Source organism: Sulfurospirillum multivorans DSM 12446, assembly GCF_000568815.1.
Lineage (GTDB): Bacteria > Campylobacterota > Campylobacteria > Campylobacterales > Sulfurospirillaceae > Sulfurospirillum > Sulfurospirillum multivorans.
Window position 1 is genome coordinate 1,717,173 of the sequence record NZ_CP007201.1, and the last position, 12,658, is coordinate 1,729,830.

The window sequence follows — 12,658 nt, forward strand, 5'->3', positions numbered from 1 at the left end:
TTTCCTTTATTTGAATGTATAAATTGAATTATTGTCAGGCTTAAACGCCACCTTAACTTTTGTACCGGAGAGCATTTGCAGTACACCTAAATTCCCATTTTCATCAAAGACCCAACCAGTCTCAATTTTTGGCTTTTCTCCTTCACATATAATAGAATCAACTTTTGCTAAATCACGAGACATACTAATAAGCCCATAACGTTCAACTTGTGCAAGCACTAAACAAGATTTACCATCACGAACAACATCGATCATAACTGGCACAGATTCAGGATGTTTTGTGTCAAGTTGAAGCCCTATCATTGCAGTGTTTACTCCAAGTCGAACTGTACCGTTGACAACAATCTCTTCACCGGCAAACAAAGCATTTATCATTAGAAAGGTGATAAAGAAAAGGCTTTTCATTTCGGCTCCTCAATTTTTTTACACTCAGGCCAACTGATTGAAAAAGCTACATCATCAGTTACGATCAATTCATCCTTGATGGTATACCCTTGAATAATCTTTCCTTGGCACATAAGAGGTTTGCTGAGTGCTATTTCTTTTTTTAACTTAAGTGTTTCTTCGCTAACAACACCGATATAAAGCGCAACTACACAACATAAAGTTACAAATAATGCTTTAGGGAATGTTGCCTCCCACCCATTTTTTGCAATTAACATCATGAATACTGGAAATAAAAGAAAAAGAGGATAATAAAAGTGACTATGCGTTAAGATGTCTATAAGCATGTACTCTCCTTTGTAAGTTTAACCACGCAACTACAATCAACGATACGAGGATCTAGGATTTCAAATTCGGCTTCAGTGCATATTTCAAATGGCTTCATCCCAAAGGCACGAGATTTTTGAAAAAGCTCTACTTTATCCACCAATGCAAACGTATCCAAGATAGTTGCATATTCTTTTCTTAAAGCAACAATGACATCCTGTTCGGCAACAATAATCAGAGGCATGGAAGCTTTTTTATCTTCGTGATAGTTCTGAAGTAATGTCGTTGCTTCTTTTAATGATGTGTCATGGTTGTTTTCTTCAGGAACCTCATTACTCATATTCTCAACTTCTTTTCTAAGTATTTCCATAAGCGGAAATGCATCGTTCATGATTTTCAATTTCTTTTCATCGATGCTGATCGTATCTTCAATACAATTTGGCGAAAGAAATTCGCCGATTTCATTAAAATCTTCTTTGGTAAATTGCGATAGATCAACACCTCTTAAGGACAATGCCGCTTTTAAATAACTGGTTGTACGTTCAATTTTAGATAACGGAGAGTTTAGATCTACAACCATAAAAAATCCGAATTTTTTCATCGTTCGTAAAAAGTTGACGCTCTCATCAGCATTAAATCTTCTTTTATCGTTTAATGCCCATAAAAGTTCGCATGTAAGTTTTTTACCCAAAACTTTACTTGTACCTAACACCATAGTATCTAACTCCTCACAACGGTCTACAAAAAAAAGAAAGGATATGGCAAAAGATAAAATAAGGATAATGCCAAATAATGGCGATGTAAGAAATGCTTCAGTAGTCATATTAATAACTACTTCACCTTCATAAAGAGACACATACAATAGAATGCCTGGTATCATAATAAGCATCTTAATAAAGATTTTCATGTAATTTACGGCACCTTGTACCACGTACCAAAGCCCTTTAAGAGCTAATTTCATATAACGCTTAAACATCACTTTCCTTTATTTTGTTTTTTAACATTTCTTGCGCTTCCGTCATCATTGTTTTGCTCCAGTAAATTTTTTGTATTTATGCGTAAAATCTGTAATTTACTCGTTTGTTGTCAAACTTTGAAGCTCTGGCACAGTTACTTCTTTGTAATAGTGATTAATTGCCAAAGAAATGATTTTTGAGACAATTTCAGGTTTTTTCCCATCGAAACCTTTTAAAGGTGCGATTACATTAATTTTTTTCATAATGTCATCGCTTAGTGCAATTCTTATCGAAGTAGATTTATCTTCATCAACTCCATCTTGTCTTATAGTATTTTCTTCAGCCATTTTAAATTTCTCCTTTTTTGTAAAATTATTCTAAAATTATAGCATTTAATGTGAATAAATCAATAGTTCTAATATAAACGATATTTTATTCATTTTTATAATATAAACTATTGCTATACTTCATTATATTTGTTATAATTTTGGCGTTTTAAGAAAATGATTTGTATCTAAATACAAGTTATTTGAAATTTGCAATACGACATTATGTAATATAATGAAGTATTGCCAAGGCTTCAGAAGAATAAATGCAACGAGGGCTAGAAAATGAATCAAGAATTATCTGAAAAACTATTATCTTTTTTAAATAACTATGAAAAAAAGCTAAAACATGAAAATAAATCAATTAATACTATAAATAGCTATAAAAACACATTAAATCAATTTATTTCATATATATCGTTTATTAGAGACGAAATAAAGCTCGAAACACTAAAACCATCACTAATTTATGGTTTTTTTGATTACAAAGAAAATTTACTAAAAAAGCAAGGTTCTTTAAAAACTGGAACAAAAAAAGTAGTAACAGCACATTTAAAAACATTTTTCACATTTATTGAGGTCGAGGATGATAATTTGTTGGATTTTTCAAAATTATTCAAAGGACTTAAATTCAAGACGGAAAAGAGGGTTCCCCCTAGTCTTGATAAAAATACAAAACAACTCTTATTAAATGAGATAGAGAAGAAAATCCTTGAGAAAAATGATTATGTTGCATTCAGGGATTCATTAATGCTCAAACTTATGATATTTGCTGGGTTGAGAATTTCGGAAGTATTGAAATTAAAATATAAAGCATTTGTTGAAGAGGATGAAAATATTTATAGTTTTTTGGTCATTGGAAAAGGCAACAAAGAAAGGATCACGTACATTGAAAAAGACTTAATTGAAGATGAATTATCTGAACTTCTTTTAATAAAAAAGCCCGATGACTTTCTATGCACCAGTAAAAACAATAAGATTGTACCGAGACAAAATGTTGACAAAATACTCCGAGCATTTTGTAAACGAGCCAATATTACTCCAACAAGTGCACACAAACTGAGACATACATTTGCCAACAATTTTACCAATGAACATGGAGGGAATATTGTGCATCTACAAGATTTGCTTGGGCATGGTGATATTAGAACAACTATGATCTATGTCAACCCTCGACAAGAGGATGTAAAAAGAGGATTCATACAAGCTTTTAAATTAAATCAGTCAATGTAACAAATTAAAAATGAAAACCAAATTACTGATTGGAAGGGAAATTTATGCAAATCAATAGATTAAATTTTACAGAGCAACAACTCGAAAGAATTAAATTTTTAACCAAAGAAGAACAAGAAAAATTATCTAAAATTTGTAGTGCTTTGGCTATTGATGGTTTATATATTTTTAGTGAAAGCAAAGAAGAATATCCGCTCAGTGATTGTCTTTGTGATATTGCTGACAAGTTGAGAGTTGAGGCTAGTGTTACACGAGAAGAATATTGCTACCTGTGTGGTGTTATGGGCGCAATGGACTTGGATAAAATCATCAATTTTGTTATCAAAAAGCTAAATAAAAAAATCAAGGAGTGATTCAACATGTTGTTATTAAATTATTCAAAAAAAGAGTGGTTTTTAATTGGTGCTGGAGTAATGATTTACATTCTCGGCTTACTTTATAGTGCATCGTTCGATCTCAATTACCTTGATACATCATTTCGAGAGTTTACGATACGCTTTTTTGTGTGTTCTTTGATATGGGTTGTGCCAAGTTCTACCTCTACGATAACTAAAGGGATTGGCTTTGAGCAATCATCTGATTTTCATTCATTTCAATATTTATTTGAAAAAGATGGTTCATTCATTGGAGCTGCAACGCTTTTGTTAATAATGGTGACTATTTTCTCTATTGGAGCACTAATCATTGACTATATTGAAAAAAATTCATCCAATAAAGAAAATGGAACCTCTTTTGAGAAAGAGATGAAAACCTCAAAAAAGATTCAAATTACCCTACCCTCATCGACAATTACGATGGTTATTGTGATTGTTGTGTCTTACTTTCTTGCGGTAGCGAAATTCGATCAACTTCTATCTATGCTTTCGGGTTTTGTCATGGTATTTACTTGCCTCATGTTATTAGGGGCTATCGCTGAGGGCGGTACTTATGAATTTATTGAGCCTGAGCAAGAAGAACCGGTTATAAAGGGAGAAGTAGAATGAAAAACAAATGTAATCCAACAACAAGAATAGACGATGAAAAACACTAATCGCAGTCCTCTTAAGCTCTTTTGGACAACTCTTTTGCTTGGGGTTTTTGCATACTTGTGTCTAACATACGCCAACATTGAACATGAAAATATGGGTATGAGGCTTTTAGCTTTTTTCGTGATCTTTTTTGGTGGCTTTGCATATTTTGCATTTAATTTTGGCATCTTTAGCTTATTGATAATCTCGCTTTCTCAAAGTCGATTTAAAGGCTATTTTGTGCGTTTACTTAGCCTTTGTTGGTCGCCTTTTATCTTTTTTTTTAAATATGGCTTGAATAAAATCAATAATTACAATGATCTTCAAAGGCTTTATCAGTCTCTGATTGAGCCAAGAGCTGCAATGAACGTTTTGATGTTCCTCACTGGTTTTTATGCCACATTACCAGTATTTGCAATTTGGTATCTCGTAGATCAGTTTTACATGAACGGATATTTGATGGTCACATTTTTTGTTGCTGGCTTTTTCTTGCACGAATTTGGTCTCGAAATGATCCGAAACATCGTTATCCAAAAAATCCAAAGTTATAAGGAGTAGTTTTTATGTTGATCATCTATCTATCCACTTATTTTGCATACCTAGCTATTTTGTTGGTCATCGCTTTTTATAGCTTTTGCTTTTCACATAGCCCATTGCATATTTTTTCTGTAATCGTGGTTTTTATTGGGCTCGTTTTTTTCTTTTATTACCCCTCTTGGAAAATAGTAGTCCTAATTTTAGGTGTTGCTATTGCCGAGACTATCATTTCTGAAAGGAGAGTAAATGCAACTTGTATCAAGTAACTCTCAATAAAAGCAAAGGTTCGTCGTATTGCGTGATGAAAATAAGGTGATCATTCCGATAGATGATCCAAAAAATTTCGAGTTTATTGCAAATAAACTCATCCAACATAAAGAAGGACTCAAATGAACAAATCAGAATTTATCCAAACAGTTGCCGAGAAATCAGGTTTAACAAAAAAAGCTACTGGCGAAGCAGTAGATGCGATTTTAGAGGTCATTGAAGCTTCCCTAGTTGCCGGTCAAGACGTTAATTTTATCGGTTTCGGATCGTTTAGAGTTGCAAACAAAGCAGCTAGAATTGCAAGAGTACCTGGAACAGATAATACGATTGATGTTCCTGCAACAAAAGCGGTCAAATTTAAAGTGGGTAAGGCTCTTAAAGATTCCGTCGCTTCTGCGAAATAATATCTCATTAAAGTACGCCAACATAGAGGTTAAATTGTACTAACAAATAGTTCAATTTAACCTTTTATTATTTGAGTAAATTTATATTATTTTCGAACTGTATATTCTTCTTCATCTTAGCTTTCATTTCAATTTCATAAATTACTACTCTTAGTTCTTCGTTCTCAATAGTTAGCGTTTCAATTTTTCTACTCAACTTTTTTTTCTGATCTTTTATTTTTTGAAGCTCCTCATCTTTTTTCTTGATTTCTTTTTTCACTTGGAATAATTGTTCTGCAATTTCTAACTCAGTTGAAGTTACTGATAAAGATTCATATTTACCAATTCGTAGTTCTATCATCAACGATTGTATATGTTCAAGTTCTTTATTTCTGAAGGCTGCTTCACTGACACCTTTCTTACGTGGATCAATCTCTTTAGTTTTTGCACTAACAGCTTGTATAGTTTTGATTTCAAAATTTTCTTCTAACAACAGAATTGCTTGTCGGATAAGACTAATAGTATTTTCTTTTTTTTCATGTGCATGTTGATTTAAATTTGGGTTACCTCTTTTTTTTATCATCTTCTTCTCCCTGCTTGACTTTATTATACAATGCGGCAAACAATGTTGCTCGATGATACGAATCTCTGGCATTAGTTTTATCATTTATAGTTAATTGCTTTTCAGATATTTTCAAATATCGATCTGCTTGTTCTAAGTAATAATCTTTCAATTCATTATCTGGAATTAAATCTTTGCAGTCTAAACATTCTAAATGATGTCCACAGCTTCTAATATCTGGGCAGAATCCAAGATTTGCAATTTTATGTGCTCTTGGATTGGATAATATTTTGTCTTTAGCTATATCATGCAGATTATGTATAATTTTCCCTTTAAATATATACTGGCTTGATAACTCTTTTGAATTTTCTAATACTTTTCTTTGTTCTTTTATCATAAAATTTAAAGAAGGCTCAGAGTATGCATCAATTGAATCATAAGTTCGATGATTTGCAAATTGTTGGAGCTGTGGAGTTGTCCAGCCAAATTCTGCACGAATTGTTATACCCGTTTTTTTAAAATCCCGTGGAATTGCTCGTTTTGATTCTTCAATTCCTTCCTTCCTTTGAATAGCTCTAAAATAGTTAGATAGCATGTAAGTAGAAAGATATTGTATTGTACTAGTTTCATATTGGTACGTAAAAAGAAATCCTTTTTTACTAGCTTTTTCTTGTAGTTGCATACTAATATGTTGTTGTTTTTCTATAAGATTTATCAGCATTTTTTGCATGGGTTCATGTGAATTTAAAAAGCCTATTTTGTAATCTAGTTTTCCTCTATTCTTAGAGTTTTTAAGAATAGCATGCTTTATAGTTACAATATCTTCTGAGAGTTTTTTAATGCAATCAAGAGGATAATTCAGAGTATCTTCAGGCCTTGTCCCAAATAAGCGCATAATCCAATATGCTACCCTTAGAAAAAGCAATGTTTCTTCTTTGCTAAAAATATTGTCAAGTTTTACAAGAATATCATTTTCAATGACTTTATATTTACTGTCTTTTGATTTTCTATCATAAGGATTTTCAATAGCTTCAATCCCTTGGATAAATGCTAATGAAGAGTGTCCATTTATTAAAGTATGGAATTTTAAAGCGCTTTTCAATAATACATGTTTATAAGACTCAGATAATAATTTCCCATTTTTTCCCCTTAATGAATCTAAGTAAAACATATAATGTTGAAATATCTCTTTTCTTATTTGCAATAAATTCAAATTTTCTTTAAATAAATAAATAAAGTATTTATGGAGATTTCTAATGATAGATTGATTGCCACCATTACTTATTACAATTACAGTAAATAATTTTGCTATATATTTTCCTTCAGTACCTAAAAGATTGAATGAATATTTATATGACAAGCTATCAGGGTGTGATTTGTTAGATTTTTTATCCAGTATCCAAGAATCTTCATGAAATGATGATGAAGAATATTTAGATAGCATTGTAATAATTTGATCTTCTGCCTCTTTTTCTTTATTTCGTTGTTCTTCAAGTATTGTTTTAAAGGCAAATTTTTGAATGTAAGTTATATTATTAGCAACTGCTACCATTTTTTGCCTTTTGCACTGATAATAAGGTGTCTACTATACTCTTATACGCATCTAATCGATGTTTTTGAATAGTATATTCCGCCCAAGTCGTATATTCATCTTTGGAAATTCCTTCATTTTCTAATGCATGAATCAATGCATCAAAGATTATTTGTTGATTATCACGAAATTTAGTCCATGTATTCAAATAAGGAAGATCTGTTATAAGCCTTGCACAACTTGCGCAACTATCAGATGTTTGAAGCTTACCGCACTCACCCATAATAGGATGTCTAATGCAATCACCATACTCCATTTTTCGTTTATGGATATATAGTTCCACAAATAAGTGCTCTTTTTCACTACGTGTATAAGTTTTTAAGTAGCTTTCATCAAACGAAATTTTAAAATGTCTTTTAAATAAATCTGTGTTCAGTTCTTCAATCTTTTTTTCCCTAATGAAAGCATATGCTCGCTCAGGAGTATGGTTTGTTAACCAACCAAAGAACGCTTTAATTTCCTCAGGAGCATGTCCTTTTTCTACCATTGTAGTAGCAAGCATAGAGCGCATTTGATAGGGTGTATAATTCCATAACTTATCTTCAAGGTCAGCCTTTATGTCATATTTTTGTATCAAGGAGTTTATTGCACGAATAAACTCTTTACTTGACGGAATATGAAACTTTACTTGATGTGCACGATTATTTGTCTTTCTAATAAAAATTGAATTACTATTGGACTCTTTCCTAATATTTTCACTTAGTGTCACTTGTCTATAAAATGCATTTACAACATCTTCACTATATATAGGAACTTTTCGTATTGATTTTAATCCTTTTTTAGCATATGCTTTTTTTGTTTATTAAGGAATATATTCAGAATATAACAATCAAGTTTTTTGTCATAAGCAAGTGAAGTGGGAGTTATATATGCAAGTTCGGAAGGTCTGCATCCTGTCGCAGACATAATTAAAAAAGAATTCTTTATTTCTGGCGATAATTCATCAAGATGAAGACTAATTTGCAAGAAAACTTCTTCAGGTAAAGGCATTGTAGGAGTTTGTGCTATATTGTTTTTTATTGAAAAGGCTCTTGCTATTTTTTTGTAAATAACAAGTATTTCTTCAAAATCTGTACAATGATTAATTGCTTTTTGATTAGACATAAATTTATAAAATGCAGAAATAGCATTTTTACATGTTCGTAGCGATTTAACATTGCTACTATGATTCAACCAATTGGCAATGTCTTGTTCTTTTATCTGCTTAATATCAAGGTTGTTTATTTTAGATGTAATTTTTATATATTTAAAAAACTCTATTGCAATTTGAATCAGACGTTTATTTTTATCATTTGCCGCAATATATAAAGCATATGTTTTAATATCTGAACTAACTGTATCTTTTGCAATAATGTTGAGATTGAGATAAAAGCTTTGCCATTTATTATTTTTAATATAGCCTAAACGGTATTGTGTAGCGAATTTTGTAATGACTATTTTATTGAATATATTACTAAGTCTAATTTGTATTTGTTGATACTTCAATGATAACTGAATAAGTTTTTGATAAATATTTTCATCGTAGAATCGTAGTTTTTTCAAAAAATTATTTTCTTGTTCAATATGAATTTGGAGTACTTTAGATAAAGAAATTTCATGATTATTGAGTAGTTGTTTTCTAAAGCTTTTTTTGATTAATGCAAACATTTCTTTTGGAAAAATTGCAAATGCATACATCATTGGAGTTGAAGTGCCAATGTTGAATTCTTTGGCTATAGATTTTAAAGTTCCATTTTCTCTAAACACTTGTTTAATACCATCAATCATCTTAAGTGTCATATGTATATTTTTATGTAAACTGAATGAAAAGTGAAAATCAAGTGTAATATTTCTCCAACCTTGATTCATATAATTGACTTTAGCATAATATCTTGTTGTTGGACAAACTCTTAATGGTAAAGAATTGTCCGATATTATGTAGCACGCGCACAAGACTTTTAGTCTGATTTCTCGTTAGACTTTCACTTAAAAAGTGAGGTCACAACATGTCAACAAATCCAATTATATCAGGGCTATTAGATAAGAAAAAAGAGATACTTGGTAGCATTGAAGGTTATGAAGCATTAATTAAAAAAGCTCGTTTAAATCTTAGTGTTTTAAATCAAACTATTGCTCTTTTTGATGAATCTTATACTAAAACTTCCACTCGTAAAATGCCACATCGTTATTTTGAAACAGGAGAAGCGAAAAAGCTTATCCTAGACGTACTAAAATCATCTGATGTGCCACTGAAAACCAATGAAATTGCTTTACGTGTTGCAGAGAAAAAAGGTATTCCGTTAGACAATGAAGCACAGCAACACAACTTTCAAAAAACTATCATTGCATCACTTTCAACCATTGAGGCTTCTGGCTTAGTTCAAAAAGTAGGAAAAGATGGCTTAATGATCATTTGGAAAATAAAAGAGTTAGATAGTAAATAAACAAAAATCAACTAAGCATATATTTTCGCTGTATAATATTAGATGGTTAAACGCTTATAATGTTAAAAGGATAAAACGATAATGAGTGAAAGTCTTTTAGACAAAATTTTAAGTGATGAGACTTTTGAAGGGCTGCCTTTGAAGTTACACAAAGAGGGTAAAAACGTTATTTTATGCGCTGATGGAATACCTAACGGCGGTATATATATTGTTTATCCCAATAAAAAAGCGTGCCTTATAAGTTACGATAACACATTGAAAAAAAGTGTACTTGGTCGAGAATTGACAGAAGCCGAGTATCAAATTATTGGTATAGAACACTACCAATAATTCATTTTATGCACCAAGTCTTTCACTTACTCTCTTGTTGCCTTGCCAATAGCCACAAAACTCATTGGATACAGGGGCGTGAAGTGCTTTTGTAAGAATGTCACGAAAAATAGCTCCATTACTCCAACGTCTTGTATCTTCTCTATAAGCAATTTCATTGGCATAGTTTGAAAGATAAAGATTGCCCACTTTATGAAGTTGTCCATATTGCATACGACGAAACCGTGCATTATAGCTCTCACTTTGGTTGTTATTTTCACCATTATCACCACGGTATTCAATTTGGTGATTAACACGTCTCATTGTATAGTGAGCATGAAGATCATCATACGCATTTGATTCATCTGCATGAATGGCAGTTCCTGCTTTGATATGATTGTAGGCAATAGTTCTAATGTCAGTAGCATTTTCAGATTTGAGAACAAAGGTTTTTGTTTTAATAGCACCAATAGCCTCATCACTAAGCGTTGCACGCTGTCTTACAGAGATAATAACACGTTTATTGGGTTTGAAAACTTTACGTCTATCAACTCTATCATCAATGTTGTTTGCAGGTCGTATATACCCATTGACGTAAACACCATCCATCTCAACGGTTCCCTCGAATTTATCTTGAAGATTATACTCCATCAATGATTCTCTAATTTTATGTGTTAAAACCCATGCTGTTTTGTATTGCACATCTAAATCACGAGAGAGTTGTAACGCACTGATAGATTTTGCAGCATTGGTAAAAAGTGCAATGGCTAAAAGGTAAGTTTGCAAAGAGAGTTTATGTCCTGCGAACACAGTGCCACTGGTAACACTAAACGTATGGAAGCATTCACGGCAACGAAACTGCATACGTGTTTTTAGAAAAAATGGTTTTTTAACACTTCCACAACAAGGGCATACTGGCTCACCATTAGTATCTGACCATCGAATAGACTTCATCAATTCAAAGGCTTCCATGTCACTCATTTTTACTATTTTCGTTAGTGATAAGTTTCTAGCTTGTGCAGAAAGTAAGAAATGTTGTGACATTTTGAGTCCTCTTATTTATTTATATCAATATTATACATAAATATGTATAATAAAAACTTAAATATTTCATATAAATATCTATAAAATACATATTTATATTATTTAATGATATATATAAGCTTAAAATAAGTAACTTTACGATAACATACCTTTATGGAACTAAATGACTTAATCAATAAAATACACAAACTCATTGAAGCAAAAGAGCTTAAGAAAATCATTAAGCAAGAGGAAATGGCAAAACGTATTGGTGTAAAACCAAGAACCTACACTGAATATATTAGAGGTACGAATAAGCCATTAGCTATGAAAGCGCTTCTTAATATGCTTAATGAACTTGATAATGATGATATAGTGAAAGTGGTTAGATCTTGGAAATCAACTGAAACTAAAGAAGTAGAATAATTGTAATTTATTACAAAATGAAATATTTTTAGAATTTATTATCTTCATTTTGTAATATATAAAAAATAAAAGGACAAAATATGTGTAAACCAATACTTAAATGGGTAGGCGGGAAAAGGCAGTTAATGGCTGACCTTAAAAGATTAATGCCTAAAAAGTATAATAGATATTTTGAGCCGTTTATAGGTGGGGGTGCTTTATTCTTTGAATTAAAGCCTCAAAATGCTTTTATAAATGACTATAATAGTGAGCTTACCAATTTATATACTATAGTAAGAGATAAGCCTGAAGAACTTATTGAAAGCGTATGTAAACATAAAAATGAATCAGAATATTATTACAACATAAGAGCTTTAGATAGAGATAAAAAGGTGTTTAAGTCACTGACTAATATTGAAAAAGCAAGTAGATTTATTTATCTTAATAAAGTGGGATTTAACGGGCTATATAGAGTAAATTCTCAAGGTCAATGTAATGTCCCTTTTGGTAGATATTCAAAACCAAGTTATTGTGACCCAGATAATATAAGAGCTTGTAGCGAATTACTAAAAAATACTGAAATTTCCACTGGGGATTTTGACCTGATTAAAGATAAAGTACAAGAAGGAGATCTTGTGTATCTTGATCCTCCTTATGTTCCTTTAAATGCAACTTCTAGCTTTACAGGTTATACAGACAAAGGCTTTGATGAAGATATGCAATTAAGACTTCGAGAATTATGTGATCACATAGATGAAAAAGGAGCATACTTTATGCTTTCCAACTCATATACCGACTATATCCTTGAATTATATGATGTTGAAGGATATAAAATTCATACAGTGAAAGCAGATAGAAGCATTAATTCAAAAGCATCTGGTCGAGGGAAAGTTAAAGAAGTAATTGTAACTAATTATTAGGGATA

At 31.4% G+C, this 12,658-nt stretch carries 18 protein-coding genes; 9 read left to right on the plus strand and 9 right to left on the minus strand.

What is annotated here, in order from left to right; all coding sequences use genetic code 11:
• Window positions 1-6: 6 nt before the first annotated feature.
• From SMUL_RS08790 to SMUL_RS08805, 4 genes are all read right to left on the minus strand, one after another.
• Entirely contained in the window at window positions 7-405 is a 399-nt protein-coding gene (locus SMUL_RS08790) for a hypothetical protein (protein WP_025344895.1), read from the minus strand.
• On the minus strand, window positions 402-731 hold the full coding sequence (locus tag SMUL_RS08795) for a hypothetical protein (protein ID WP_025344896.1): 330 nt from the start codon (window positions 729-731) through the stop codon (window positions 402-404). Before SMUL_RS08795 ends, SMUL_RS08790 begins: the two co-directional genes overlap by 4 nt.
• A complete protein-coding gene (locus SMUL_RS08800) occupies window positions 722-1,687 on the minus strand; it encodes a hypothetical protein (RefSeq protein ID WP_025344897.1) in 966 nt (321 codons plus the stop codon). The genes SMUL_RS08795 and SMUL_RS08800 overlap by 10 nt, the downstream gene beginning before the upstream one ends.
• Window positions 1,688-1,783: 96 nt before the next feature.
• A complete protein-coding gene (locus tag SMUL_RS08805; RefSeq protein WP_025344898.1) occupies window positions 1,784-2,014 on the minus strand; it encodes a hypothetical protein in 231 nt (76 codons plus the stop codon).
• Between the two features lie 264 nt (window positions 2,015-2,278).
• Between SMUL_RS08805 and SMUL_RS08810 the strand changes: the two genes are divergently transcribed.
• The 5 genes from SMUL_RS08810 (at window position 2,279) to SMUL_RS08835 (ending at window position 5,441) form a co-directional block, all read left to right on the plus strand.
• Window positions 2,279-3,226 carry a tyrosine-type recombinase/integrase gene (locus SMUL_RS08810; RefSeq protein ID WP_025344899.1) on the plus strand — a complete coding sequence of 316 codons (948 nt, stop codon included), beginning with the start codon at window positions 2,279-2,281 and terminating at the stop codon, window positions 3,224-3,226.
• 44 nt (window positions 3,227-3,270) lie between these two features.
• Window positions 3,271-3,579 (plus strand): hypothetical protein, encoded by a 309-nt coding sequence (locus SMUL_RS08815; RefSeq protein WP_025344900.1) that lies wholly within the window; start codon window positions 3,271-3,273, stop codon window positions 3,577-3,579.
• A gap of 6 nt (window positions 3,580-3,585) precedes the next feature.
• On the plus strand, window positions 3,586-4,209 hold the full coding sequence (locus tag SMUL_RS08820) for a hypothetical protein (protein ID WP_025344901.1): 624 nt from the start codon (window positions 3,586-3,588) through the stop codon (window positions 4,207-4,209).
• A 264-nt stretch (window positions 4,210-4,473) separates the two neighbouring features.
• A complete protein-coding gene (locus tag SMUL_RS17075) occupies window positions 4,474-4,791 on the plus strand; it encodes a hypothetical protein (RefSeq protein WP_148295283.1) in 318 nt (105 codons plus the stop codon).
• Window positions 4,792-5,159: 368 nt separating this feature from the next.
• Window positions 5,160-5,441: an HU family DNA-binding protein gene (locus SMUL_RS08835; protein ID WP_025344904.1), complete on the plus strand. Its 282-nt coding sequence runs from the start codon at window positions 5,160-5,162 to the stop codon at window positions 5,439-5,441.
• A gap of 67 nt (window positions 5,442-5,508) precedes the next feature.
• Here SMUL_RS08835 and SMUL_RS08840 read toward each other — a convergent pair whose 3' ends face one another.
• Genes SMUL_RS08840 through SMUL_RS08855 form a run of 4 tightly spaced genes read right to left on the minus strand, consistent with a single transcriptional unit; the run spans window position 5,509 to window position 9,421 of the window.
• Window positions 5,509-6,003, minus strand: a complete 495-nt coding sequence (locus SMUL_RS08840; protein WP_025344905.1) for a hypothetical protein — start codon at window positions 6,001-6,003, stop codon at window positions 5,509-5,511.
• Entirely contained in the window at window positions 5,984-7,534 is a 1,551-nt protein-coding gene (locus SMUL_RS08845; RefSeq protein WP_025344906.1) for a site-specific integrase, read from the minus strand. Before SMUL_RS08845 ends, SMUL_RS08840 begins: the two co-directional genes overlap by 20 nt.
• Window positions 7,518-8,282, minus strand: a complete 765-nt coding sequence (locus SMUL_RS08850; protein ID WP_148295284.1) for a hypothetical protein — start codon at window positions 8,280-8,282, stop codon at window positions 7,518-7,520. The genes SMUL_RS08845 and SMUL_RS08850 overlap by 17 nt, the downstream gene beginning before the upstream one ends.
• Before the next feature lie 59 nt (window positions 8,283-8,341).
• A complete protein-coding gene (locus SMUL_RS08855; protein ID WP_025344908.1) occupies window positions 8,342-9,421 on the minus strand; it encodes a hypothetical protein in 1,080 nt (359 codons plus the stop codon).
• 137 nt (window positions 9,422-9,558) lie between these two features.
• Here SMUL_RS08855 and SMUL_RS08860 point away from each other — a divergent pair, with 137 nt between their 5' ends.
• A complete protein-coding gene (locus tag SMUL_RS08860) occupies window positions 9,559-9,996 on the plus strand; it encodes a hypothetical protein (RefSeq protein WP_025344909.1) in 438 nt (145 codons plus the stop codon).
• Between the two features lie 81 nt (window positions 9,997-10,077).
• Window positions 10,078-10,326, plus strand: coding sequence for a hypothetical protein (locus SMUL_RS08865; protein ID WP_025344910.1), 249 nt, complete (start codon window positions 10,078-10,080; stop codon window positions 10,324-10,326).
• Window positions 10,327-10,332: 6 nt separating this feature from the next.
• On the opposite strand, the gene SMUL_RS08870 is transcribed toward SMUL_RS08865, so the two are convergent.
• Window positions 10,333-11,277, minus strand: coding sequence for an IS1595 family transposase (locus tag SMUL_RS08870; RefSeq protein WP_235674098.1), 945 nt, complete (start codon window positions 11,275-11,277; stop codon window positions 10,333-10,335).
• 225 nt (window positions 11,278-11,502) lie between these two features.
• Here SMUL_RS08870 and SMUL_RS08875 point away from each other — a divergent pair, with 225 nt between their 5' ends.
• Window positions 11,503-11,754, plus strand: coding sequence for a helix-turn-helix domain-containing protein (locus tag SMUL_RS08875; RefSeq protein WP_025344912.1), 252 nt, complete (start codon window positions 11,503-11,505; stop codon window positions 11,752-11,754).
• Window positions 11,755-11,879: 125 nt separating this feature from the next.
• The gene (locus tag SMUL_RS08880) at window positions 11,880-12,653 is read left to right on the plus strand and encodes a DNA adenine methylase (protein WP_235674099.1); all 774 of its coding nucleotides are present in this window, start codon (window positions 11,880-11,882) and stop codon (window positions 12,651-12,653) included.
• The last annotated feature ends 5 nt before the right edge of the window (window positions 12,654-12,658 follow it).